The sequence below is a fragment of the Yersinia sp. 1252 StPb PI genome, from assembly GCF_048593885.1.
GTDB classification, from domain to species: domain Bacteria; phylum Pseudomonadota; class Gammaproteobacteria; order Enterobacterales; family Enterobacteriaceae; genus Yersinia; species Yersinia enterocolitica_E.
Genome location: NZ_JAZGQE010000051.1, coordinates 1 through 26,860 on the forward strand (window position 1 = coordinate 1; position 26,860 = coordinate 26,860).

Sequence of the window (26,860 nt, forward strand, 5' to 3'; positions counted from 1 at the left end):
TGCGGCGCTGATAGAAAATACTTTCTGGCGTGATGTCAGCTTCGGTCAGCTTGCGTGGTTTGGTACTGCTACCACGAAGACTATTTTTTGAATGAGAGAAAAAGTTGTGCATAGACCTACTCCATTGGGCAGGGGAGTCATACTGACCGTTATGGTATTAATCATGGCGGCTTATGGACACAAGTGCGAGGCTGCTGGGAAAAATATGAAATTTCTGAGAGCGGAGTGATAGGGCCGGGTGATAACAATATCCACCCGGTGACTTTTGCAAAATCAATAATTAGCGAACTTTAACCAACGTCCGGCCAGTAACTTCATTCGCCAGCAGGCGTGCGGCGATAGTTGGAGCATCTGCTAGTGTGATTGATTGTGATGCCTGCTGATAGAAGCTGTCAGGTAAGATTTTCAGCAGCCGCTGCCAGGCTTGCTGGCGGCGCGGTTGAGGTGTCATCACCGAATCCACGCCCTGCAAGCGCACGTTGCGCAGAATAAATGGCATCACGGTGGTGGGCAGAGTATAGCCACCCGCCAAGCCACAGGCGGCAACGGTGCTGTTGTAATTCATCTGTGCCAGCACTTTGGCCAGCAATTTGTCACCGACAGTATCGATTGCACCAGCCCACAACTGTTTTTCCAGTGGGCGCGACGCATCAAGATAATCATTGCGAGAGAGCACCCGATGCGCCCCGAGACTTTTCAAATAGTCACTGTTGCTGTCACGACCCGAGATCGCCGCAATCTGGTAACCGAGCGCCGACAGTAAGGCAATTGCGGTGCTACCTACGCCACCACTGGCACCGGTGACCACCACTTCGCCGCTTTCAGGGGTGACACCGCCGTCTTCCAAAGCCATGACGCACAACATGGCAGTGAACCCTGCGGTACCGATAATCATGGCTTTTCGGGGTTCCAATCCTTCAGGCATGGGGACCAGCCAGTCGCCATTAACACGCGCTTGCTCGGCTAAACCGCCCCAATGATTTTCGCCCACCCCCCAGCCGGTCAGTAACACTGACTGACCGATATGAAAACGTGGGTCTTCACTGCTGTGAACCGTGCCAGCAAAATCAATGCCCGGAACCATAGGGAATTCGCGGATAATCTTCCCTTTGCCGGTGATGGCTAGCGCGTCTTTATAATTCAGGCTGGACCAATTGACATCAACCGTGACATTACCGGCTGGCAATTGCGAGGGCGATATTTCACGCACTTCGGCGACAGTACGGCCTTCAATTTGCTCAAGTACAAGTGCTCGCATGTATCACTCTCCCGATATATTTTTCTGCAACGCCAATAACGTTGGGTATAAATAGTGTGGATAATTCAAAAAAGGGATGGGTTAAGAGTGAGCTAATATAGCGGTAACAGCAACCTTCGAGCCTGATCAAGAACAAAAATCAATTCATTGATTTTTATCATGGCTATCCTTTGAAGAGGGACTAATCGAACATCAGGGAAAGGGGCGAAAATATTGTGTTATTGTCGCATTATGAAGTAAAAAGTCAGTTTTATAGCCTATTTTTGTCATATAGTGTGCTCCTCAAGGGAAATGAGGGCTTTTCTTCACTTAATTGCGCTTCGCAAGGCTAAGGGATGCGATTTACAACCAAACTTTCTGCGTTTATGACGCTACTGGTCGTCTCGGCTATGTGCTTAGTGCTACTGGGTAGCACGGTAAGTTTCTTCTATTTGTGCCAGAAAAAAATGGAGCATCGTCTTCAAAGTATCGTGACAGCTTATGATCAGTCGCTTCTGCTGCAACCGGCGGATAAAGCGCGAGAGTGGCTGCCTATTATGATGCGAACAGTTGGTGTGGTGGAGCTCAGCATCCAGGATCAAGCCAACACGCTATATCATCTCAAGCTCCCTGCAATTTATACACCCTGGAATAGCGAAAGTAGGCACCGCAACCTGGTGGTACCGATGCTGCATCAACCCGGGGCTTCGATGCATTTCACCTATATTGACCCTTTGAGCAGCTACGCCCGCTCTCTTTACGCTGCGGCTATTTTATCGCTGGTGGTTGTGGTGATTGCCATGATGCTACTGCTAAGTTTTCGCTGGTTGCGTGATCAGACTGCAGGCCAGGAAAAACTGGAGCGCCGAGCGAGGCGTATTCTTAACGGCGAACGTGAATATGCTATCAGTAGCGACGGACATGAATGGCCGCCTTGCGCCAGTCGTGCCATTGATCGGCTATTGGCCGAATTGATAGAGGTGAGGGAGGAGCGTAACCGTGTTGATACACTGATTCGCGCTTTTGCCGCCCGAGATGCCAAAACCGGTCTCAGTAATCGCCAGTTTTTTGATAATCAACTGACTACCCAATTGGAGGAAGAGGGCGCCCATGGGGTAGTAATAATGGTGCAGTTGCCTGATTTTGATAGTTTAAATGATACGGATGACCATCAGCAGGTACAAGAACTGATGCATTCGTTGATTAACCTGCTTTCTTCTTTTGTTGCTCGTCATCCCTCTGCACTATTAGCGCGTTACCATCAGAGTGATATCGCGATTTTGCTGCCCCATAAGACGCTGAAAGATGCCGATGTTATGGCTGCCCAATTGGTTCATGCGGTCGGGGCGTTACCTGAACCCCATGTTATTGACCGCGAATCATTGCTGCATATGGGGATTGTGGCGTATCGCAGTGGTGAGTCCGTTGAACAGATTATGGATAATGCTGGACAAGCGACTAAAAATGCGGCGATGTATGGGGGGAATGGCTGGTATGTATTCGATACTCAAGTGTCAGAAAAAGGGCGTGGTAGTGTCAAATGGCGCACTTTGCTGGAGCAGACGCTGGCTAACGGCGGGCCAAGGCTTTATCAGAAGCCGGTGATTACTGTTGACGGTAAAATTCATCACCGTGAAATAATCAGCCGTATATATGATGGTGAGCAAGAGTTGTTGGCTGCTGAATTTACACCATTAGTGCAGTTGCTCGGTCTGGCTGAGCGTTATGACCGTCAAAAAATTGATCGGATAATTCCTTTATTAGCTTTATGGCCGGACGAAACTCTGGCATTTTCTATCTGCGTTGATTCATTATTGCAGCGTTCTTTCCAGCGTTGGCTGCGTGATACGCTCTTACAGTGCAGAACGTCTGATAGAAAGCGCATTATCTTTGAACTTGCAGAGGCAGATGTGTGTCAACATATCGACCAAATCCGTCCGATGATGCGTTTATTGCTCGGCGTGGGCTGCAAGGTGATGGTGTCGCAGGCCGGATTAACGGTTGTTAGCACCTCTTACATCAAATCACTGCGGGTTGAAATGATTAAACTTCATCCTGGGTTAGTAAGAAGCATTAATTTACGTTATGAAAATCAGTTGTTTGTGGAAAGTCTGACCGGTGCCAGTGCAGGGACGAATACAAAAGTTTTTGCCGCAGGAGTGCTTACCCGTGAAGAATGGCAAACGCTGAAGGATAAGGGGATTTATGGTGGACAGGGCAATTTTTTTGCTCCGCCAACACTTTTAAACCCCGGAAAGAAAAAATATTCGTATTAGGAGTATGTTTAGCCTGATCGTTGAGCAAAAATTAACGTAGAATGTGCCAGTCATTTCCGTAAATCGTTGGTGGGCGCTTACTTCCGACGAGAATCAGGTTAAATGTTAGATTTTATGTGCTGTGTTACGCCGGTCGTTACGCAGAATCTGTGTTGTGCCGAGGGTTTATTCAACCTTTTCAAGCGACATGGGTTCGTGATGGGACGAGATGTCAACAACGCAGCTACTTTTTCACCGAATCAGGACGTTTTTGCGCCTTGTCGCTGCTTCGTGTGGTTGGTAAAGTAGGCGGATTTTATTTTCCGCCCCCAGCTTGCAGGATTATCCTTTCGTTATGTTTAAGAAATTTCGTGGCATGTTTTCCAACGACTTGTCCATCGACTTGGGTACCGCCAATACCCTTATTTATGTTAAAGGACAAGGCATTGTACTGAATGAACCTTCAGTGGTTGCTATTCGCCAGGATCGTGCCGGTTCACCGAAGAGCGTTGCGGCTGTGGGCCATGATGCCAAACAGATGCTTGGGCGCACCCCCGGCAATATCGCAGCTATTCGCCCAATGAAAGACGGCGTTATTGCCGATTTCTTTGTTACCGAGAAAATGCTGCAACACTTTATCAAGCAGGTTCACAGCAACAGCTTTATGCGCCCAAGTCCGCGTGTATTGGTGTGCGTACCGGTCGGGGCTACTCAGGTTGAGCGCCGTGCGATCCGTGAATCGGCTCAGGGCGCTGGCGCTCGTGAAGTGTTTTTGATTGAAGAGCCTATGGCTGCGGCCATTGGTGCCGGGCTGCCGGTTTCTGAAGCAACCGGTTCGATGGTTGTGGATATTGGTGGCGGTACCACAGAAGTGGCCGTTATCTCTCTGAACGGCGTAGTTTACTCTTCTTCTGTCCGTATCGGTGGCGACCGCTTTGATGAAGCGATCATTAATTATGTGCGCCGTAACTACGGTTCATTGATTGGTGAAGCGACTGCCGAACGTATCAAGCACAGCATCGGTTCTGCTTATCCGGGTGATGAAGTTCTGGAAATTGAAGTGCGCGGTCGTAACCTTGCTGAAGGTGTACCTCGTGGCTTTACACTGAACTCCAATGAGATCCTTGAAGCGCTGCAAGAGCCGCTGACGGGTATCGTTAGCGCGGTAATGGTTGCGCTGGAACAGTGCCCGCCAGAATTGGCCTCTGACATCTCTGAACGCGGTATGGTGCTGACCGGTGGTGGCGCATTGCTGCGTAACCTGGACCGCCTGCTGATGGAAGAGACCGGTATTCCGGTAGTGGTGGCAGAAGATCCATTGACCTGTGTCGCTCGCGGCGGTGGCAAAGCGTTGGAAATGATCGACATGCATGGCGGCGATTTGTTCAGCGAAGAATAATAGTCAGCCAAAAAGGAGGAGAACTAGATCAGATGAATCGATATCCAGCTTACTCAACGTAAGAAGGATAAATTCGTCCGATTTAGCGCCTCCTTTTGTCGTCGAGGAATACGCATAATTTATGAAGCCGATTTTTAGCCGGGGTCCATCCCTGCAACTGCGACTGTTCTTTGCCGTTCTTGCAGCCATTGTTTTGGTTATCGCTGATAGCCGATTGGGCACGTTTGTCAAAATACGTACCTATATGGACACTGCCGTTAGCCCTTTCTATTTTCTGGCCAATGGGCCACGCAAAGTTCTCGACAACGTTTCTGAAACTCTGGCTACCCGTGAACAGCTAGAGTTGGAAAACCGTGCGTTACGCCAAGAGTTGTTGCTTAAAAATACTGACCTTCAGTTGCTCGGGCAATTTAAGCAGGAAAATAACCGCTTACGTGAATTGCTGGGTTCTCCTTTGCGTCAGGATGAACAAAAAATGGTCACGCAGGTGATGTCCAGCGGGACAGATCCTTACAGTGATCAGGTGGTTATCGATAAAGGTTCTAACAACGGGGTATACGAAGGCCAGCCGGTTATTAGTGACCGGGGTGTGGTCGGCCAGGTTGTCGCGGTGAGTAAACTAACCAGCCGTGTATTATTAATTTGTGATGCCTCCCATGCGCTACCTATTCAGGTGCTGCGCAATGATATTCGTGTGATTGCCGCAGGGAGTGGCTGTACCGATGATTTATTACTAGAGCATTTACCCAGCAATACAGATATTCGCGTGGGTGATGTATTAGTGACATCCGGGTTAGGTGGACGTTTCCCTGAAGGTTATCCGGTCGCGGTGGTCTCTTCTGTCAAAGTTGATAATCAGCGGGCTTATACCGTGATTCAGGCTCGACCAACCGCTGATTTACAGCGCCTACGCTACTTGTTGTTATTGTGGGGGGCCGACCGTAATGGCGAGATGCCATTGCCGCCAAATGAAGTTCGCCGCGTAGCCAATGAACGACTGGCTCCGATGATGTCACAAGTGCTGCCTGCCGCAGATGCTATGGGGCCACCGGCACCATCGGCCGCTACAACCGCCACACCAACAGCAGTGACTGCACCGGGAGTATCGCCATGAACCGTTACAGCAGCAATGGCCGTTGGGTTATCTGGTTATCCTTCCTGATTGCCATGGTGCTGCAAATTATGCCGTGGCCGGAACAGATTTATATGTTCCGACCGTCATGGCTGGCATTGGTATTAATTTATTGGGTGATGGCATTACCCCACCGTGTGAATGTTGGCACTGGCTTTGTTCTCGGGCTGATTATGGATCTTATTTTGGGTTCAACACTTGGGGTCCGGGCGCTGGCACTCAGTATTATTGCTTATCTGGTCGCTTTTAAGTTTCAACTATTCCGCAATATGGCACTGTGGCAGCAGGCACTCATCGTGATGCTGCTTTCGCTTACCATGGATGTCGTGGTGTTCTGGTCTGAGTTTTTAGTGATTAATGTTTCATTCCGCCCAGAAGTATTCTGGAGTAGTGTAGTTAACGGTATTTTGTGGCCTTGGCTATTTTTGTTAATGCGTAAAATTCGCCGCCAATTTGCGGTGCAATAAGGACTTAAGACCCATGACTGCCCTGTATCTTGCCTCTGGCTCTCCGCGTCGCCGTGAATTACTGGCCCTGCTTGATGTCCCTTTTGAGGTACTGAAAACCGAGGTCGAAGAGCAACGCCATCCAGATGAAAGTGCGCAAGAGTATGTCCGGCGCTTAGCGTTGGAGAAAGCTCAGGCTGGGGTGAAGGTCGCACCACAGGATCTGCCGGTATTAGGGGCCGATACCATCGTGGTGTTAAATGGGCAAGTTTTAGAAAAACCACGGGATAAAGCCGATGCGCAGCGAATATTGAATGCGCTGTCCGGTCAGCAACATCAGGTGATTACTGCGGTGTCTCTGGCTGATCGGCAAGATGTGTTATCTGCCATGGTGGTGACAGATGTGACATTTCGTGTGTTATCCCAGTTGGAAATCAGTGACTATATTGCTACCGGTGAACCCATGGACAAAGCGGGCGCTTACGGTATTCAGGGGAAAGGTGGTTGTTTCGTCAGAACTATTACCGGCAGTTACCATGCCGTAGTGGGGCTGCCGTTGGTAGAAACCCATGAATTACTAAGTAATTTCATTGCGCTACGTAATGTGAGAGGAATACATGACAGCTGAATTACTGGTCAATATCACACCGTCTGAAACGCGAGTTGCCTACATTGATGGTGGCATCTTGCAAGAAATACACATTGAGCGAGAAGCGAAAAGAGGGATCGTCGGTAATATCTACAAAGGTCGTGTCAGCCGGGTTTTACCGGGTATGCAAGCGGCGTTTGTCGATATTGGTCTGGATAAGGCCGCCTTCCTCCATGCCTCCGATATCATGCCCCACACCGAATGCGTGGCCGGGGATGAACAGAAAAATTTCAATGTGCGCGATATCGCTGAACTGGTGCGCCAGGGGCAGGATTTAATGGTGCAGGTGGTGAAAGACCCCCTCGGCACTAAAGGCGCACGTTTGACCACGGATATCACTCTACCCTCTCGCTATCTGGTACTCATGCCAGGAGCGGCCCATGTTGGGGTGTCGCAGCGAATTGAAAGTGAAGTCGAACGCGAACGCCTGAAAAAAACCGTGGCGGCTTACTGCGATGAACAGGGCGGTTTTATTATCCGTACTGCCGCTGAAGGAATTGGCGAAGAAGAGCTATCAGCCGATGCTGCCTTCCTCAAACGCCTGTGGACTAAAGTCCAGGAGAGGAAGAAACGCAATATCACCAAATATAAGTTGTATGGCGAGATGGCACTGGCGCAACGCGTACTGCGTGATTTTGCCGGTGCGGCACTGGATAAAATCCGAATCGACTCCAAGCTGACTTATGACCTGCTGGTGGAATTTACCAGCGAATACATTCCTGAAATGACCGCAAAGCTGGATTTGTACTCGGGCAAACAGCCGATTTTCGATCTTTACGATGTCGAAAATGAAATCCAGCGCTCATTGGAACGTAAAGTTGAGCTAAAATCAGGTGGTTACCTGATTATTGATCAAACTGAAGCCATGACCACCGTGGATATCAACACCGGTGCTTTTGTGGGTCATCGTAATCTCGACGAGACTATTTTCAATACCAATATTGAAGCCACTCAGGCCATTGCCCGCCAGCTACGTATGCGTAATTTGGGGGGGATTATCATTATTGATTTCATTGATATGAGTAATGAAGAGCATCGTCGTCGTGTATTGCATTCATTAGAACAGGCATTGAGTAAAGATCGGGTAAAAACCAGTATTAATGGTTTCTCTCAGCTAGGCTTAGTCGAAATGACCCGCAAACGCACGCGGGAGAGCATCGAGCATGTTTTATGCAACGAATGTCCAACCTGCCGTGGTCGTGGCACCGTTAAATCGGTAGAAACCGTGTGCTATGAGATATTGCGTGAAATTGTCCGAGTTCACCACGCTTACGATTCTGATCGCTTCCTGGTCTATGCGTCTCCAGCGGTAGGAGAAGCACTGAAAGGTGAGGAGTCACATGCTCTGGCTGAAGTGGAGATCTTCGTCGGCAAGCAGGTCAAAGTGCAGATTGAACCACTGTATAACCAAGAACAGTTTGATGTGGTGATGATGTAAGATTTCCCGCTGCCACACTTGCAGCGGATAGCAAGGAGAGATGTGTGAGGCGACTGCCCAGGATAATATTTGCGACAGGCGCCACAATGATTGTTGTGGTGGCACTGTTGGTCAGTGGGCTACGCATGATGCTGCCTCTCATCAACGACTATCGTCTGCAAATCGTGGCCAAGGTTCAGTCCATCAGCGGTATTCCACTGGAAGTGGGGTTCATGCAGGGATCGTGGGAACCGTTCGGCCCAACGTTGGAATTGCGCGATATTCGCGCTAAATTGCCGAAAGCCGATTGGCAGGTGCAGCGGGTGACCCTTGCGCTTGATGTGTGGCAGTCACTGTTGCACTGGCGCTGGCAGTTCCGCGATATGACCTTCTATCAGTTACAGCTAGATTTGAACACCACACTGGATATGCAGCAAAACAGCAGCCGCAATCTTGAAGCGAGTAATCTGACTGATATCTTCTTGCGCCAATTAGATCACTTTGATCTGCGTAACAGCCGTGTCTCATTCCTCACCCCATCTGGCCCGCGCGCTGAATTAGAGATCCCACAGCTCACCTGGCTTAACTCCCGGAACCGGCATCGCGCCGAGGGGCAGATTAGCCTGTCGACCATTAATGGTCAGCACGGTGTGGTGCAGGTGCGGATGGATCTACACGATAATCAGGGCATCCTCAATAATGGCATGGTCTATATGCAGGCCGACAAGATCGACCTGAAACCGTGGATCAGCCGCTGGCTGCACACCAATACCGGGCTGGATAATGCGGAATTTAGCCTGGCGGCCTGGCTGAGTATCAAGAGTGGCACTATTTACAGTGGCAATGTGTTACTCAGTGAGGGGCAGGCCAATTGGACTGTCGCGGGCAAATCACATCAGTTGGCGGTAGATAATTTTGTGTTGGAAGGCCGCCGTCAGGGTAATGGCTGGCAGGTTGATGCGCCGGAGCTAAGACTGAAAACCGATGGTCAGGCATGGCCTAAAGGGCATTTATCTGCCCTGTGGTTACCGGAAAACACGCAGTTTATTGGCCCAGACCAATCCCAGGAGTTACGCATTCGCGCCGCCAATATTCAGTTGGAGCGGGTGGGGCCACTGTTACCGACCTTGTCACTTTTTACCCCTGAGCTGATGAATCGTTGGGCGGATTTGCGGCCACAAGGGAATATCGATGCACTGGCATTGGACATTCCTATCAGCCAACCAGAAAAAACCCGTTTTCAGGCTAAATGGCACAATATCAGTTGGCAACAATGGGATTTGTTGCCGGGGGTTAATAATTTTGCCGGTGCGCTGAGCGGTTCCGCAGCGCGTGGGCGGTTGGATATCAATCTCAAAGACAGCCTATTACCCTATGGTGATATGTTCCGCGCGCCGCTGGAAGTCAGTCAGGCCAGTGGTGCAGTCAACTGGCAGATTGATGATAAAGGCTGGGAACTGTGGAGTGACCAGCTCGATGTCCGAGCTAAATCGCTGTGGGGCAACGGCAGCTTCCACTATCAGCAACCTGATATTGGGCAGCCATGGCTGAAAATCCTGACCGGCATCCGCCTGTATGATGCGGCCGATGCATGGCGCTATTTCCCTGAACCGCTGATGGGTAAGAAGTTGGCAGATTATCTGACCGAGGCGTTACAGGGTGGGCAGGTAGACAACGCAACACTTATCTATAACGGCAATCCTCATGATTTCCCTTATAAACATAAAGAAGGCCAGTTCCAGGTTTATGTGCCACTGCGTAACGCCACCTTCCAATTCCAACCAGATTGGCCTGCGTTAGAGAATTTGGCTATCGACCTCAATTTCCTCAACGAAGGTTTGTGGATGGATGCCCCTCACGCGATGTTGGGTAAGGTCACTGGCAGTAATATCAGCGCGATTATCCCTGACTATCTGAAAGAAAAGCTGTATGTCGACGCCGAAGTGGTTGGCGAAGGGCGTGATATTCATGACTACTTTACGGCGACACCACTGCATGATTCTGTGGCGGAAACACTGGAAGAGCTGCAAGTCGGCGGTAAAGTTAGTGGGCGCTTACATTTGGATATTCCGTTGGAAGAAGACCGTATTACCCACGCCAGCGGCGAAGTGACGCTCAATAACAACAGCTTGTTGGTGAAGCCATTGCAAAGCCAACTGGAAAACATCAGTGGCAAGTTCCGCTTCAACGATGGCAATCTTGCTAGCGATACCTTATCTGCTAACTGGTTTGGGCAGCCATTGGCGGTTGATTTCACTACGCAAGAGCAGCCAAAAAACTTTTTGGTGAATGTTGGGTTGCGTGGTGACTGGTTACCGGCCAAGTTGCCCGGTGTTCCCGCTGATGTTGCGAAATTGCTCAGTGGTAGCGCCAATTGGCAAGGCAAAGTCGCCGTACAATTACCGAAAAATGGCAAGCCAGACTATAAAATTGATCTGACGGCTGACCTGAAGAAAGTAAGCAGTCACTTACCTGCTCCACTAGATAAAACAAGTGGTCAGACATTACCTATGCATGTACAGGTGGTGGGGGGGCTGGAGGCGTTTACCCTCTCCGGCAGTGCTGGCAGCAACAATACATTCAACAGCCAATGGTTGTTGCAAAAAGAACAAGTAGAGCTGGCGCGGGCTATCTGGCAATCCGACAGCAAAAAAGTCCCGCCACTGCCGGAGGATAAAGGTTTGGTCCTTAAACTACCGGCACTGGATGGTGAGAGTTGGTTGGCGTTGCTGGCAGCGGAGTTTACCAGTGTCAGCGCACCTTTTAGCGCATCAGTACCACCAAAAATAAAAGGCAATAAATCCAATGTCATCCTTCCTACCCGGCTGACTTTACAGACACCACAGCTTTTGGTCGGTGGGCAGGCTTGGCACCAACTGACACTGCTGGTTGAGCCATTATTAACCGGTACTCAGGTCACGGCAAAAGGTCAGGAAGTGGATGGTAGCCTGCTGATGGCCGAACATGGGCCATGGCATGCTGATATCGATTATCTTTATTACAACCCGCAATGGACCACGCACGAAGCACAAGATCCTCTGGCGCAAGCTGCGTTGCAGGAGCCACAAACTGCCAGTAAAATTTCGTTCCGTGATTGGCCTGCGCTGCAATTACGCTGCAAATCTTGTTGGATTCTGGGGCAAAATGTCGGGCGTATTAACGCAGATCTGACGCCGAAAGGCTCGGTGCTGGCGTTAACTAACGGCTTGATTGAGGCTGGCAATGGGCGGGCTAAAGTTTCCGGCCAATGGCAGCAAGACAGCAGTGGTGATAAAACCGCGCTTAATATCGCGCTGAGCGGGCCAAAAATCGATGAAACCATTTCGTTCTTCGGTCTGACAACCCCGATAAAAAATGCCTCTTTTGATATCAATGCCGATGTTAACTGGCGTGGAGTCCCGTGGCAGCCACAGATTAATACCCTGAATGGGACATTAAAGAGTAGATTGGGCAGAGGCCAACTGAGCGATCTCGGTGGTGGGCGCGCCGGTCAGCTACTGCGTTTGGTCAGCTTTGACGCACTATTACGTAAGCTCCAGCTTGATTTTAGTGATACGTTTAGTCGTGACTTTGCGTTTGATTCTATTCGTGGCACGGCCAACATTAAAAATGGTGTAATGCACACCAATGATTTAGTGGTGGATGGATTGGCGGCCGATATTGCCATGAGTGGTAATGTGGACTTGGTTAAACGCCAGATAGCCATGGAAGCGGTTATTACACCAGAGATTTCTGCCACTGTCGGCGTCGCAACAGCCTTTGCGATCAACCCAGTGGTTGGGGCTGCGGTATTTGCGGCCTCGAAGATATTAGGGCCATTATGGAGCAAGGTTTCGCTGATTCGTTACCAGATTACCGGTAGCTTGGATCAACCAACCATCCATGAAGTATTACGCCAGCTAAAGGAGAGTAAGGCGCCATGAAAAATGCCAATGTTGCATTATTGCAGTTATGCAGCGGTGAAAATACCCGTGACAATCTGGCTCAAATTGAGCAGCAGATCAAACAGTTAAACTCTGGTATTAAACTGGTTATGACGCCGGAAAATGCCCTGTTATTTGCCAATGCTGCCTCTTATCGGCACCATGCCGAGCAACATAATGACGGGCCGCTGCAACAGCAAATTCGCGAGATGGCACGCCATTACGGTGTGTGGATTCAAGTTGGCTCCATGCCGATGATAAGCCGCGAGTCACCGGAGCTTATCACTACCAGTAGCTTGCTGTTTGATGACCAGGGCGAACTTAAAGCTCGTTACGACAAAATTCACATGTTTGACGTGGATATTAACGATATTCATGGCCGCTATCGTGAATCTGATACTTATCAGCCGGGTGAACAACTGACGGTGGTTGATACACCGGTAGGCCGCTTGGGCATGACGGTTTGTTATGATTTACGTTTCCCAGGCTTATTCCAGGCTTTGCGGGCGCAGGGGGCTGAGATTATTTCAGTGCCGGCGGCCTTTACCAAAATGACCGGTGAAGCTCACTGGGAGATTTTATTGCGCGCACGGGCGATTGAAAACCAGTGCGTGATACTGGCCGCAGCACAGGTAGGGCGTCATGGGGCCACCCGCCGCACCTGGGGCCACACTATGGCGGTTGATGCCTGGGGTAAAATATTAGGGCAGAACCCAGATGCGGTTGCTGCCTTAAAAGTAAAAATTGAAACCACAGGTTTGAATACTATCCGTAATCAGATGCCAGTGTTGCAGCACAATCGCTTCCTGCCATCTCCGTTGCCGTCATCTCATAAACCATCATCTAATTAAAGAGTGAAAACTATGAGCCTCTCGTTTGTCAGTGAGCAGTTACTCGCTGCTAACAAGCTGAACCATCAGGACTTGTTCTCAGTGTTGGGGCAATTGTCTGAACGCCGCCTCGATTATGCTGACCTGTATTTCCAGTCCAGCTACCACGAGGCCTGGGTGTTGGAAGACAGCATCATCAAAGATGGCTCGTACAATATTGATCAGGGTGTGGGTGTGCGCGCGGTCAGTGGTGAAAAGACCGGTTTTGCTTATGCCGACCAAATCACCCTGAATGCTTTACAGCAAAGTGCTCATGCCGCACGCAGTATTGTGCGTGATAACGGTAACGGTAAAGTGCATACCTTGGGCGAGATTCACTATCAGGCGCTCTATCCGCTGCTCGATCCACTACAAAGTTTGTCACGCGAAGATAAAATTGCGCTGCTCCATCGGGTCGATAAAGTGGCCCGTGCTGCTGATAAGCGGGTGCAGGAAGTCAGTGCCAGTTTGACCGGCGTCTATGAGCAAATCCTGGTCGCGGCCACCGACGGCACGCTGGCGGCAGATGTGCGCCCATTGGTGCGGCTGTCGGTCAGCGTATTGGTGGAAGACAACGGCAAACGCGAACGCGGTGCCAGTGGTGGTGGTGGTCGTTTTGGTTATGACTACTTCCTCGAAACGGTGGACGGTGAAGTGCGTGCCGATAACTTTGCCAATGAAGCGGTCAGAATGGCACTGGTAAATCTGTCGGCTGTTGCCGCCCCTGCCGGTGCTATGCCAGTCGTCTTAGGCGCAGGTTGGCCGGGGGTGCTGCTGCACGAAGCGGTAGGTCACGGGTTGGAAGGTGATTTTAACCGTCGTGGCAGCTCAGTCTTCAGCGGCCAAATGGGTAAATTGGTGGCGTCAGAACTGTGTACCGTGGTGGACGATGGCACCATGCAAGGCCGCCGTGGCTCGCTGGCTATCGACGATGAAGGGGTGCCGGGCCAATACAACGTGCTGATTGAGAACGGTATTTTGAAAGGTTACATGCAGGATAAGTTGAACGCGCGCCTGATGGGTGTTGCACCGACCGGTAATGGCCGCCGTGAATCCTACGCGCACTTGCCAATGCCACGGATGACCAATACCTATATGCTGGCCGGTAAATCGACACCGGAAGAGATTATCGCCAGTGTGGAATATGGCCTGTACGCACCTAACTTTGGCGGCGGTCAGGTGGATATTACTTCCGGCAAGTTTGTGTTCTCAACCTCCGAAGCGTACTTAATCGAAAAAGGTAAAATCACCCGTGCGGTGAAAGGGGCCACTTTGATTGGTTCGGGTATTGAAGCCATGCAGCAGATTTCGATGGTTGGCAACGATCTGGCGCTGGATAAAGGTGTCGGCGTTTGCGGCAAAGAGGGCCAAAGCCTGCCGGTTGGCGTCGGCCAACCTACTTTGAAACTGGATAATCTGACGGTGGGTGGTACGGCGTAGGGTTTAGATTGAGCCAATAAGATGCTTTTAATGGCTCTTTTAAACGTGTCTTTGGTGGGCTATTATGATGTTATATAACCAAAGGAGATATTTATGGCTTTTCAAATTCTGACAACGACTGCCGCGAGCATTACCGATTTAAAACGTAATCCAATGGGCACAGTTAATGAGGGTGAAGGTTCTTCCGTGGTAATTCTTAACCGCAATGAACCCGCGTTTTATTGTGTGCCGCCAGCGGTATATGAATATTTGATAGAACTGGCTGAAGAGAGTGCGTTGAACCAAATAGCAGATTCACGTCAAGGTGAGGAGCGCATAATGGTGAGTTTGGATGACTTATAAGCTCGGTTTTTTCAAATCAGCCTTAAAAGAGTGGAGAAAACTGGCTCCACCCATTCGTGAACAATTTAAAAAGAAGCTGATTAAACGCTTAGAGCATCCACATGTTCCTACCGCTCGGTTATCGGGAGCCAATGCGAATCGATACAAAATTAAGTTACGTAATTTGGGTTACAGGCTGGTTTACCAGATTGAAGAGGATGAAGTCATCATTCTGGTCGTCGCGGTGGGTAAACGTGAAAATGATGCAGTTTACCAAGCGGCTGAAAAACGGTGATGAGCGAGACCCTGTAAATAAGAGAGTGTTCAGAATTCTGAATACTCTCGTCATCACTTGAGAATCTTAATCCTTATTTAAAGATGATTAACTATGCAGCCTGCCGGCTACTCGGTAATCCAATATTCTGGCATGAGCAGGGGTGGCAACATTACCATTTCCTCTGTCCTCGAATTCATGAGCCCAATGCTCTGGCAGCGGAGTATTGGTGTCTTTATAGAAGCCGAACAGTTCCTCAGTATTATCGAATATGCTCCAATGCCCTTGATGAACCATCGCTACCGGGAAAGGCCCAGGGCGTGCGACGATACCCAAATAGCCATTGTCCTTAACAACTTTATCTTTCTCATGCTCCCACATATAAGGAACAAAGCTCACCTGTGGCCCATGACGGACAACATTCATCGAGGTGTTATCCGCAGGCCGCTTAATATCTACCTTAGCAACCCCATGATTGATTAAGTCTTTGACTCCGATTTCCTCTGCACTTTCTGCCTTTGGAATAGTACCTTGATGAGCATTGAATCGAATAATTTCATGCATATCATAATCACCGGTATAGGGCGTAATAAGCCCATCTTTAATCAATTTTTTGAAATCAGTATTGTTTTGTGAGTTTTGCAAATCAATCGGGGCGATTTGGTCTACGTTACAAAGATTGTTGTGGATATGAATACCGTAGATGCCATCGCTATTCCACGCACCCACCATGCCGACAACTCCCGCATTTTGGGCCTGTTTCATAACACTAGCAGCCTGAGCACCATAGACACTTTTCAATGAGCTCGGTTTTATGGTTTTTTCCAGAATATTGTGTCCTTTGGCTGCTGCACTTACTCCCAAAGCCTTTATGGTATAAATTCCAGCTTCTCGCACACTCATTGCAATGTTATGTTCTCTTGATATTTGCTCAAACACTGGCATATGCGAAGAATGGACGAAGGCTTTGGCGACCTGTTTACGGGCAGCTCGACCTGTCTTGCGCAAACCGTCACTGTCGTGGAACCTGATGGGGTTATTACCTACCATACAAAACAAATTCAACCCATCAATGGTCCCTGCTGGGTCAGCATTGAGCCATCTTCCCAGCCACGGCAGATAATAGCGGAAGCCATAATAATATAGGCCGGTGGCATCGCGCTCTTTACCGGAATAACGCACGGTTTTATATTTCGCTTCCAGCGTATTACGCGAGGCAAATACTGCGGTGCCACCAAATGGGTAATACTCTTCCTGGCTGATAATATCGCCGTTGTTATCTAACTCTAATAAACTGGAGCCAATTTGGTTATCAAAGCTGTAGCGCAATTGATTATTAGCAATATCATCCGGTTTACCGTGTTGCCACAGTAATACCCGCACCTGGGCGCGACCCGCGGCACCGACGGTTACCACCTGAAAATCTTCCGTCAGCTTATCGTTATTATGCTGAGTGCGCAGTTCCAGCCCCGGCAAATACACTACTTTGCTGGTTTGGCGTTGCTGAATACTTTGCTTAACGATGCGCATGCCATCACCGCCGTACAGGTAGCTTTCGTAGTCATTGTCGTCGCTATCACGCCTAACGGTAATCACCTGTTGCAACTGATTGCGGGCGTCCCATTGCAGCGGCTGGCCGGGTTGTAATTGCTGCTGGTTACCGGCGGCATCAAACTGACTGCGGATATCAGCGGCAGTTAACCCATCCTGCTGTTGAATGCCGTGGTTGCTGGTATTGGAGACAGTGATGTGCGTGGTGTAGTTGCTGGCACCGGTATGCTGTATTTTCAGCAGGTTACCGCCACGGTCATAGCTGTAACGGCGGGTGTAATTGACATATTGGTTGCCGTCAGTCAGTGAGACTAAGTCGGGCAGGTTGGCACTTTGCGCGCTGTTTTTATCGGATTCACGGCCGGTGGCCTCAATCAACTGATACAAGGTGTCATAGCGGTAAGTGGTTTCCGGCACGATTTTTTGATTGCGGTAGAAGCGGGTGGCTTCGGCATCATTATGGATAGCCAGAATATTGCCAACCGGGTCATAATCGTAGCGCAGGTCTTGCAGCAGGGTTGACCGGTCTTTCAGGGCCGGACGGGTGGTTTTAATACCGATAAGCCGTTGAGTTTGTGCTTCATAGCGATATTCAGTCACCACGCCATTGCCACTCTCTTCGCGCAGTTTTTGCCCGGCAGCGGAGTAGGTGAGGGATGCTACAATCACCTGTTTAGCTCCGCCATGCAGTGTCAGCCAACTGCCACTGAGCTGACCGGCGCGGTTATAAGCCATCTGCTGGGTATGGCCTTTGGCATCAGTCTGGGTCAATGGCTGGCCGAGGGCATCGGTGGTGCCGCGAGTGATAAACTGTTCATCGCTAAGGCGGGAGGCCCAGCTTTGTTCGTCATCAAACCAGTCCACCGGCCCGAGGGTGTCGGTGAGCAACTGGCGCTGTTGTTGCAGTGGCGCAGCGGTGATAGACAGGCTGATAAGCTGCTGTAATCCGGCGGTATCATAATGGCGGATGCACTGGCCGTTGAGGTTGGCGGCTTTATGCTGTTGGCTGTTGTCAGCGTAGAAGAAGCGGTCAGTAATGGTTTTCTGCCCCGCTTCAATGTGCTGATGATGCTCCAGCGGGCGGCCCAGTGTTGGCTCATAGGTAACCCAACTGCGGGTGCCTTTGGCATCCAAACTCATCACCGGCCGGCCTTCAATATCAGTCAGTTGCAGCAAGGTGCCATTATCGACACCCTCGGTGCGCAGCGCGGTTCCGGCAAGGTTATACTGATAGCAGAAGTTATCGATTTCAAGCCGGGCATCACGGCTGGCAATCAGTTGCCCCAGTGGATTATAACGGTTGCAAGTGATCAGCTCATCGGCTGCCTGACTGGCATCAGTGCGGTTATAGGCCAGTGCACGAATACCCAGCCCGCGGTTATCGCTGATGGCGATGGCGGGGGTTGGTGCGCTCATCGAGACATTTTTAGACATAAATTTATTCCTTGCGTTGTTGTAAGAAAAATAGCGCTGACTCACGGTTAGTATTGCAACGGGTCAGTACCAGACGGGTCTGTTCGACATACTGCGGGTAGTCACCCCAGGTTTTCACATTAAACTCCGGCATTTGGCACGGTGGTAATAAAGCAGTAGGGAAAGGCAAACACTCATTTATGGTTACCGATGGCTTGCTGCTGCATGCGGATAACATCATCAGGCACAGGCTCATCAGCACATTTGTTACCTTTTTGTGCCGCACGTAAGCGTTTTTGTAGTTCACCGCTTTTTTCTCCCTCAATGCGTTCTTGTTCCTGAACTTTTTGCAGGTAGCTGGTAGTGAGTAAAATTTGCTCATTAAGTCTTTGATTAATCTCGCCAAAACGAACTAGTTGGGTATTGAGCGCGACATTCTCCATATTCAGTCGTTCCAGGGTTCGGCCGGTTTGTACCAACCACATCACGATAGCCACCACCACCAGTGATAGGGCGACTTTGGCCAGTCCGGGGAGTATGCGTAAACCAATCATGGGTAGACCTCTCTGGGTAGTTCAAAATGTGGGCCATCTTTAAAGGTTTTCCAGTCACCACCCCATTGCAGCGGCAGTTCCATCTCTTGGGCGGCTTGCTTCATCGCTTTTGCCACCTGATGAAAAGTGCTCCAGTCTTCCCACGGGATTTGGTTGTTAACCATCGGGGCCAAATCGACGGCATGACCGGTCAGATGGCGACTATTAAGGGTTTTGCTGCTGCCGTTACGCACCAATTGGCGCTGGCGCTCAGGGGTTCGAATCCCTTCGATAACACGAAAATCGATAGTGCTAAGGGTTAATGCACGGCGCACAATTAATACCAGGTCGGGATGAATGCCGCGTAGGTTATGTTCGCTAATCTGACCAAAGCGAAACTGTGGTTTATCCTGTTGCATAGTGACCTCTGTTATTTAGGAGGGTTATGGTGACCAAAAAAACGGTTCCAGATATATTGCAGGGCAGTGCTGCCCATGGCGCCAAACAGGCCGGCAATGGCAAAAGCCATATAGGGACTTCCGCCACCTTCGAAAGAGAACAGGCCACCCAGCAAGCCGGTAAAACTGGAAACAATGACCTGACTTATCACCGCAGCCCAACTCCATTCGTCCTCTTGGGTATCCTTATTCAAGATGTAGCGAACCAGACCTCCCCAGGCTGAAAGAACGCCGATAATGACCCAGGTCAGAACAAAGTTATCGCCGGGGGCCAGTAAGTGCATTTGGGTTACCTTTGGTTGTTAGCCATCAGTGGCCCTGACCGCCAATGTATGCCGATCAGGGTTAATGGCTGATAGTGTTAGTTTTTAGCTGCGCTGACTTCTGCTGCGGTATCGTTTTCATCCTCACTGATCACAAACCACGGGAAGTATTGCGCCCGGCGCAGATAACCTTTGGCGGTAATGACCTTGATTTCACGCCCCAGTGGGTCGTAAACATGGGTATCGGCATAGGTATCTTTGCGGGCGCTGTCATCACTGATGTAACGCCAGTTATCAAGGAAGTAAGGTTGATAGGCACGGATGGCCAGCCCTTTATTGTCATACTCGACCCGGCCAGAAACCGCCCAACGCGAGGTTGTATTACTGACAGTTATCCCGTTGTTGTCGGTTTGCAGTCGGCCATCTGTATCGCGGATATAAGCTTCGCCAGACTCAACACGTTGTGCCGATTGCAGCACACGACCAAAACCATCACTGCACACAATCACTTGCTGGTGCTGTTGTTTTATCGCCTCGCGATCGTAGCTGTCGGTGGCTACGGTTATGGCATGAGGCGGGTGGCGTTCTTGGCTATCGTGAATTTCCATACTCATATATTCATCTAATGGATACTTACCTTGTCGCAGCCAACGGCGTGAACCCAGAGCGCAGAGATAACCGTCTTCCGTGAGGAATTGGTTTTGGATTAAGGTGTTAAAATCCAGTGAAGAATTGTTGAGCCATCCATCAACAAGCTCATTGTCCGGTTTTATCATCCAGCTAAATGGCTGATAAAAAGAGAATTGAGCCACAGCGACTATCTCATTCTCTTTGGCAATAGCCTCTTCGATGCTATTTGGTGCAGTAAAGGGTGCCTCAGTGAATCCGCTGTCAACCACGCGGCCCTGATGTAATTCCGTACCCCAAAAGCGTGAGGAAGTGACCCGGCCAAAGGCATCCAATGCCACCTGATACAGGTTATCGTTGATATCAGTCAACTGGTATGGGGTGATAAAGCGATAGTCATATTCGGCTGTAGTGGTACTGCCATCAGCCAGCGTGATGGCGGTAACAGCACAATTGTGTCGATCCCAATGTAGATGAGTTTTACCCACTAATTGAGAGCTCTGCTGTGACCATGGATGATAGAAGTTGCTGGCACCGGCATACTCAGTGAAGCCACGGCGGGCCACCCACACAGGGATCTCTTCATTATGATTAAACAAACGTGGGGCAAGGGTGTAACCTGCGGCTCGCAGTTGCTGACTCTGTTCTCTATAGGTCGGTAGCATCTTATTTAGCGCAGTGAGTGAACTGTCATCAAACTCAGCGGTTTCGCTATAAATAACCAGCCCTTGCAGCGGGTATTTTGGGTGATAAAACACTTCATTTTGGCCAGCAAAAACCTGTTCAAGTGGTGTGCCAAGTCTGTTTTCTTTATCTAACACAACTTCATAATTCAGGCCATTAGCCGGGACTGCATCAGCAGCATAAGTCAGTGCATCGCCGCGTTGCTGCCACGGCAGGCCGAGCAGTAATCCGTTGTCCTCAATCACATGCCGGTAGGATTGCTGGCTTTCGCTGATGCGCAACAGCCGTTGTTGTTCGTCATAACTGCTGGCCCAGTGCTGGTCTGCCAACCAGGAGTAAGGCGTCACTTTGTCCTGAGGGCGGCGTGGATAATTGATGGCCGCCGAGTGCAGCGGATGACCATACTCATTGCAGCGCAGCACAATTTGCTGGCTGCATTGTGGGTCTTGCGCAATGCGCTCATAGTGGTAACTGAGTTGCTCCAGTGACATTGGCATTACGATGGGTGAGACCGCGCGGCTATCCGCCGCCCGTACCTGCCGCACCTGATAGCGGGCGCTACTGGTGGTGTAAGGCACGTCGTTCAGGCCAATATCGTCCAGGCCATAGAGTTCGCTGTGCAACAGGCTGCCTTTCAACGCCCGATACAGCCAATAGCCCTGTTCTGGTGTGATGTCTGCCAGTAAATCATCAGTTTCAGATTGACGATTGAATTCAGTGAGGCGGGTCGTGGCTGGCCGATATGCCTGGTCATCTCCCTGCCAATATTCTGCTTGATAGCGGGTTTCATCATCAGCACGGCCGGTATGGAACCAACTGCAACTGCGTGACGGTGGCGTGCGTTCCTGAGCGGAACCCTGGGCATCAACATGGGTATCCAGCGTATCCACTCGGCCAAAACCACGGAATTCGCGCTCGGCACCATCATAAAAGCCGTGGTAGTAATAAGCTTGCTGGCTCAGGCTATTTTGCGTGATTTCATCAAATTGCGTGGTGCGCGCCAACAAATGCATCGGGAAAGGCAAGCCACAGGCAATTTTCTGTTTTTTACTGGCCGCCGCCGCTTTTTCATCCAGCCAGAACTGCGCTGAACTGCGGTAGGACAAGCGGCTCTCAGCCCCCATATTGTTATTGACGGTGGATAACAGATAAGGCTTGCGGGTCGTGAAGTCGTAGCGCCAATGGCGATTTACCATATGTGGCACACTCAGCAGCAGGCTGGTGACCCCCAGACCTTGTACATCGGCTAATGTCAGTTGGCAGGTGTTATCGTAACGAACACCGTGCGGCAAGGGCAGTTTCAGTGGCGCGGCAAAACTATTCCCGCTCTGATTGCGGTAAATCAGCAGGTGATCGCTGTTGGCATAGATCAAATCAACGCTGCCAGAGCCGTCGATATCTGCCAGCCAGATATGTTGCGGGTTGAAACTGTCCACCGGCTGATTAAAACCGCTCAATGTGACCGGTTTGCCAAAGGTGCCATGACCTAAGTTCGGCCAACAGGTGACGTTATTGTGGCGCACCCGCATCAGGTGTTGCTGCCCGCTCCCCAGTGGATCACCGAAAGCCACTAACTCAGCATTACTGGCACCGGGGATCGGCAGAACGATGGCGGGGTCTTGATAGACTTGCCGCGCGGCAGCAAAACCATCGCGCTGATTAGCATACAGGCGCACACTGTTCGGCCCGATCAACGCCAGATCAGATAAGCCATTGCCAATCAAATCCGCTAATTGGGCTTGTGGGTGGAAATACTCGGTGGGCAATGCAGACAGCGGGGTGAACTGGGTCCAGCTTTGATCAGGGTTACGGCTGTAATAACCCGCCAGTCCCGGTTGGCTGATAACCCAGTCCAGACGGCCATCACCATTGATATCCATCAGGCTGGCACTATCACGCAAGGTAGGGATAGTGGGCAAAATTTGTGCCGCGCCGAAGCTGACGCCATCTTCACTATCCGCGGTGCGCACTGGCGGGTGATAGCGCCAACTGCCACTGTCTTGATACAACATGCCCGGCAACCCTTCACCGTTCAGGTCAACTAACTGATAATAGGGGCTAAATTTGTCCCATTCAGGCATCGCCTGCCAGTGGTTCTCTGCGCCAGTTTGCAGCTCCTGATAATCAAATTCCAGTGGCGGTAAGGTCAGAGTGGTGCCGTCTGTTTCATGTGCCACTTGCTGGCAACTGATGAGCTGGCTGGCATACGGACTGGCCAGATAGTTCAGGCGCAGGCGAGCCACCAGTGCCGCATCGCTTTGGTTTTCATCGCCAGACAACAGTTGTAGGTTATGGTACATCAATACCTGTTGGCACAGGCGGCGAGTGCGGACTTCAAAACCGTATTCGTAACGCGAGAAAGGATCCTGCCGCTCTGACCAGACAGCATCTGAATCACGTGGTGGAACCTCAGATAAGGTATTTGGGCGTTCGCCATAATCAAATACCAACGTAAATAGCCACTTGTCGTCTTGGGGGCGCGTTTTTTGGCCGCTAAATAGCGTCTCGCTTGACGTCAGATTGCCGTAGCGTACTTGCTGCAAATAACGCTGAGCGCTGGCTTGTGGATGAGCAGCACTTTCTGCTGCATCAACGTGGGCGTCATCTTCACCTTGATAGTCATAGCAAATATGCTCGCCGGTGGCGGAGATAGACTCTTCCAATAACCATTCTGCGATATGTGCTGGATGCTCAGCAGCGGCAATATGTGCCTGTGGGGTTATACCCAGATAATGCTGCTGGCCATCAGTGCTGTAAACCCGCCAGAAAGCGGTTTGGTTGGATGTGGTGTCTTTGGGCTGCCAGAATTCGATACGAGCAAAACCGCCCTCTACGCGCGGCTGATATTGGGTAACGCTAAAGTTATTTGATGCACTATCTTGATATTTAAATTCGCTGTCTGATTTAGACACGGCAATCAGGACTTCACCATTGGGACCAATAAACTCATCACGACTATCATAGTGAGGGACGCCACGCTCGGTGCGACGGCGAATCGCCATTATTCCCACATTCCAGCCGAGGCCGAACGGGCCATTACCGCTGCCACTGCTGTAACTTAATGCCAGTGCTGGTGCATAGCCACGGCCAGCAGAAATAGGCAAAGGCACGGTTAAGCTGGCTAATCCACTTGGGCCGATAGCACCCAGTGATTCCCCCATTCCTGTCATAGCACCGCCCCCTTTAGGGAGCGATAATGGCGCTACACCAATCTGTTGTTTGTTGTTTTCCATAATGGACTCCTGTCAGGCCTCCTGACGAAGGCCTGTTGGGTTAAGTAAGTAACTGCGGTTTTAGGAACGGATGGTGTAGCGAATGTGCAAAATGATATCGCTCAGGCGTTGTAACAGCTCCTGTTGCGTTCCGTTCGCATTCGCATTAGGGAAGCGCAGCTCGAAACTGCCATTATCGGTAATATCAATCCCTTCAAAGGGCAGGTACTTACCATCGTTGAAGTCCAGTTGGAACTGGCCACTGTCATTCATGCCGCGCGAAATGGCGATAGCGCTACAGCCTTTGGCGCAGGTTGTCTTATCCCCGGTGTAGCTCAGAACGGCTTGTACATCCTGATATGGCCCTAACACCGCAGGCAGTGTCACGCTAACCTGTTTGATACGACGTTTTTTGCCCAGTTTCATGGTTGCCGGGTAGTCTTGCTCCAATGCCAGATCACGGATGTTGATTTTGGCGCTTAAGATGCCCTCTGTGATGCTAATAGGATCACCACTGGTACCCTCTTTGCCTTTGATAGCATCAGAAATTGCGCTGGATAAATCAAAGTTATTGGTGGTAGAGCGATGATAAACTTGCGCCAGCGAAATGGTACGATCCACTTCTAATGCGCGTTCATCTTCCATCAGCCAGATATTTTCCAGTTTTTGCAGATTCAGCATCAGATCTTCACCGGCCAGCAGCCCTTGATATAGATCATTCCAACCTGAGCGCGCGAACAGATGCTGTGTTTTGCTGGTGTCGATATCACGTTCCAGTGCACTTTTTGCCATCAGGCACAGTGGCTGCGCGGCATCGAACAGTTGGTAATACAGACCAGACAGGCGGCCAACCATCCAGTTGTACAGCTCTTTACCGCTAAAGCGGGTGCTCTGCATTTGGTAAACGGCCTGCGCGTGGGATTGCTCCATTTCAGCCAGATTGCTCTGTTTCTGCGCCATTGAGATCTGAAGATCCAGCCCGACGAGCTGCTCTTGCAACTGCTCAACATCTTTCTCGGCCAGGGTTTGCTGTAACTGCCACTCTTGCGCACGGCGCGCATGGTTGGCCCTGATATCGCTGATGTTTGCCCCCTGTTCGATGCCATTGGCGGTGATCTGCATGGAATAGCCAGTGGCTTGTGCAACCGCTCCCCAACGAGAACCCCCGTCAGCGAGCCCGAAGATATTAGGTGCCAGATCGAGTGCTGCTCCGACACTGATTGGTACTATCGAGCTCATATTCAGAACATATGCAGCAGTACGGGCTGTTAAAACGTTCTGCTCATCGCTGGAAATACCCTCTTTAATTAATTTGTTATAGTAATCCCGGCGTTCTTCGGCGCTGCTTTTCATCACTCGGGTGGCTTTACGGCTACTTTGCATAAGTTCGATATTGGCATTTTGAATATCGCGGGTTTGCTGCAATACCCGTTGCTGTTGTTGTTGTAACAGTAGCGTCAAGGCTTCGTTATCTTGTTTCTCTAACGCATTTTGTAATGAGTTACCAAACTGCATCACTGAGTTGACGGCACCTTTGGCTCGTTCCAACAGCAGAGGGAAACGATACAGGCTGGTGGCAACAGCAGTTGGGGTCAGAGATGTACTGATCCCGTCACCGGCAGCGTGCTGGCGTTGTAACTCTTTTGGATCAATCGGGGTTGCAAACAGCGGCAGATACAGCGGTTGCCCTTCCAGGCTAAGATTATGGCGCAGGTTATACAGCAGAATGTCGAGCCTATCCCAATAGGAAAGCAGCACTTCGTTGTACGGTGGCAGGAAGTTACCGTCTGGTTTGTTGCCGGAGATGGACTTCGCGTTATCTTTTAAACTCAGATTTTTCCAGTCATGTGCGACAGTAATTTCAGGGCGTGGCCCTAATAATTGGCTGGCCTGCACGTAATACATCTTGGCATCAACCAGAGTGTCGCGCTCCAACTGACGATAGGACTGATTACCACGGGCAATTAATACATCCAGTGTGCGCATAAAGACCGCTAACTTATATTGCATCGGATCTTTCATGGCAATAACGTCAGGGTCGGTTGTTGCCAGTGTGGTATTGCTGTCCCAGTCAGTATCTTTTTGCAGTGGCAATATATTCCAATAGCGGGGTTTATCGCCATCCGTTTGTAAAACACCTTTTTCATTGCGATAGCCGGCACTATTAAACAGGAATTTTAACCAGCGTTCGGCTTCATCAAAGCGTTGTTCGGTAAGGAAACGGGCAGATGCTAATAATGGAATATGGAAGAACAGTTCCCACAGATAAATGCCATAAGACTGGTAAAAGGCTTCCAGAGTAACGGACTCATCTTGTAGGTTGTAATCAAAAAACTTGTCGATGCTGACTTGTAAGTTACTGATTAAATCCAGAGGATCGCTTACCCCCAATTTCGTTGGTTGGTCAGTAATAATAATATTTGAGCCATCAGAGTTACTTTTCCTCGCAGGTATTTCCCAACTGAAGGAAATATGTGTAGGTTTTTCTTTTTTATCCAGTGTGTTCCATTTTATTATTCCATTTTCAATTGTTTTTACTGAACCATCTTCAAAATGAATGTTTATATGGGTGATGGTGACATGTTCAGCACTTATTGATGTTGATCTAAACGCAATCGGTTGATCCACTTGTGTATTGATTTTATTATAAACTAATGTCAACTCCCCTTCTGCGGTTAATCCTGTTGGGTTCTCTATTGTTTTTACTTTATAATGATGACCAGTCCCATCAGCATATCCACCATCTATTTTATTTAA

General features: G+C 50.0%; 19 protein-coding genes and 1 pseudogene. 11 read left to right on the forward strand and 9 right to left on the reverse strand.

Features of this window, described 5'->3' with window-relative positions; genetic code table 11:
* Nucleotides 1–112 (reverse strand): annotated as a pseudogene (locus V2A85_RS09920) (mononuclear molybdenum enzyme YedY); the annotation flags it as partial.
* Between the two features lie 168 nt (nt 113–280).
* Nucleotides 281–1,258, reverse strand: coding sequence for an MDR family oxidoreductase (locus tag V2A85_RS09925; RefSeq protein ID WP_372569711.1), 978 nt, complete (start codon nt 1,256–1,258; stop codon nt 281–283).
* 335 nt (nt 1,259–1,593) lie between these two features.
* Here V2A85_RS09925 and csrD point away from each other — a divergent pair, with 335 nt between their 5' ends.
* The 11 genes from csrD (at nt 1,594) to V2A85_RS09980 (ending at nt 15,383) form a co-directional block, all read left to right on the forward strand.
* Entirely contained in the window at nt 1,594–3,513 is a 1,920-nt protein-coding gene (gene csrD / locus V2A85_RS09930) for an RNase E specificity factor CsrD (protein WP_372560392.1), read from the forward strand.
* Nucleotides 3,514–3,847: 334 nt separating this feature from the next.
* On the forward strand, nt 3,848–4,891 hold the full coding sequence (gene mreB, locus V2A85_RS09935) for a rod shape-determining protein MreB (protein WP_002228205.1): 1,044 nt from the start codon (nt 3,848–3,850) through the stop codon (nt 4,889–4,891).
* A 121-nt stretch (nt 4,892–5,012) separates the two neighbouring features.
* A complete protein-coding gene (mreC, locus tag V2A85_RS09940; RefSeq protein ID WP_372560393.1) occupies nt 5,013–6,005 on the forward strand; it encodes a rod shape-determining protein MreC in 993 nt (330 codons plus the stop codon).
* Nucleotides 6,002–6,490 (forward strand): rod shape-determining protein MreD, encoded by a 489-nt coding sequence (gene mreD / locus V2A85_RS09945; RefSeq protein ID WP_032814839.1) that lies wholly within the window; start codon nt 6,002–6,004, stop codon nt 6,488–6,490. Before mreC ends, mreD begins: the two co-directional genes overlap by 4 nt.
* 13 nt (nt 6,491–6,503) lie before the next feature.
* The gene (locus V2A85_RS09950) at nt 6,504–7,097 is read left to right on the forward strand and encodes a Maf family protein (RefSeq protein ID WP_372560394.1); all 594 of its coding nucleotides are present in this window, start codon (nt 6,504–6,506) and stop codon (nt 7,095–7,097) included.
* Complete coding sequence (gene rng / locus V2A85_RS09955) at nt 7,087–8,556, forward strand: ribonuclease G (RefSeq protein WP_102970524.1); 1,470 nt, start codon at nt 7,087–7,089, stop codon at nt 8,554–8,556. The genes V2A85_RS09950 and rng overlap by 11 nt, the downstream gene beginning before the upstream one ends.
* A gap of 44 nt (nt 8,557–8,600) precedes the next feature.
* Nucleotides 8,601–12,458 (forward strand): AsmA2 domain-containing protein YhdP, encoded by a 3,858-nt coding sequence (gene yhdP, locus V2A85_RS09960; protein ID WP_420071338.1) that lies wholly within the window; start codon nt 8,601–8,603, stop codon nt 12,456–12,458.
* A complete protein-coding gene (nit1, locus tag V2A85_RS09965) occupies nt 12,455–13,309 on the forward strand; it encodes a deaminated glutathione amidase (protein ID WP_372560396.1) in 855 nt (284 codons plus the stop codon). Before yhdP ends, nit1 begins: the two co-directional genes overlap by 4 nt.
* A gap of 12 nt (nt 13,310–13,321) precedes the next feature.
* On the forward strand, nt 13,322–14,767 hold the full coding sequence (tldD, locus tag V2A85_RS09970) for a metalloprotease TldD (protein ID WP_083162204.1): 1,446 nt from the start codon (nt 13,322–13,324) through the stop codon (nt 14,765–14,767).
* Nucleotides 14,768–14,860: 93 nt separating this feature from the next.
* Nucleotides 14,861–15,109: a type II toxin-antitoxin system Phd/YefM family antitoxin gene (locus V2A85_RS09975; RefSeq protein WP_372560397.1), complete on the forward strand. Its 249-nt coding sequence runs from the start codon at nt 14,861–14,863 to the stop codon at nt 15,107–15,109.
* Nucleotides 15,099–15,383, forward strand: a complete 285-nt coding sequence (locus V2A85_RS09980) for a type II toxin-antitoxin system RelE family toxin (protein WP_372560398.1) — start codon at nt 15,099–15,101, stop codon at nt 15,381–15,383. The genes V2A85_RS09975 and V2A85_RS09980 overlap by 11 nt, the downstream gene beginning before the upstream one ends.
* A gap of 87 nt (nt 15,384–15,470) precedes the next feature.
* Here the strand turns inward: V2A85_RS09980 and V2A85_RS09985 are convergent, their stop codons facing one another.
* The 7 genes from V2A85_RS09985 to V2A85_RS10015 form a co-directional block, all read right to left on the reverse strand.
* Entirely contained in the window at nt 15,471–18,347 is a 2,877-nt protein-coding gene (locus tag V2A85_RS09985; RefSeq protein ID WP_420071339.1) for an RHS repeat-associated core domain-containing protein, read from the reverse strand.
* Nucleotides 18,348–18,351: 4 nt separating this feature from the next.
* Complete coding sequence (gene lysC / locus V2A85_RS09990) at nt 18,352–18,582, reverse strand: Rz1-like lysis system protein LysC (protein WP_372560400.1); 231 nt, start codon at nt 18,580–18,582, stop codon at nt 18,352–18,354.
* Nucleotides 18,521–18,880, reverse strand: a complete 360-nt coding sequence (locus V2A85_RS09995; RefSeq protein ID WP_372560401.1) for a DUF2570 domain-containing protein — start codon at nt 18,878–18,880, stop codon at nt 18,521–18,523. Before V2A85_RS09995 ends, lysC begins: the two co-directional genes overlap by 62 nt.
* Nucleotides 18,877–19,278 carry a M15 family metallopeptidase gene (locus V2A85_RS10000; RefSeq protein WP_372560402.1) on the reverse strand — a complete coding sequence of 134 codons (402 nt, stop codon included), beginning with the start codon at nt 19,276–19,278 and terminating at the stop codon, nt 18,877–18,879. Before V2A85_RS10000 ends, V2A85_RS09995 begins: the two co-directional genes overlap by 4 nt.
* A gap of 11 nt (nt 19,279–19,289) precedes the next feature.
* Nucleotides 19,290–19,601, reverse strand: a complete 312-nt coding sequence (locus tag V2A85_RS10005; RefSeq protein ID WP_420071340.1) for a phage holin family protein — start codon at nt 19,599–19,601, stop codon at nt 19,290–19,292.
* 77 nt (nt 19,602–19,678) lie between these two features.
* On the reverse strand, nt 19,679–24,124 hold the full coding sequence (locus V2A85_RS10010) for a SpvB/TcaC N-terminal domain-containing protein (RefSeq protein WP_420071341.1): 4,446 nt from the start codon (nt 24,122–24,124) through the stop codon (nt 19,679–19,681).
* Nucleotides 24,125–24,184: 60 nt separating this feature from the next.
* On the reverse strand, nt 24,185–26,347 hold the full coding sequence (locus V2A85_RS10015; RefSeq protein ID WP_420071342.1) for a toxin subunit: 2,163 nt from the start codon (nt 26,345–26,347) through the stop codon (nt 24,185–24,187).
* Nucleotides 26,348–26,860 lie beyond the last annotated feature (513 nt).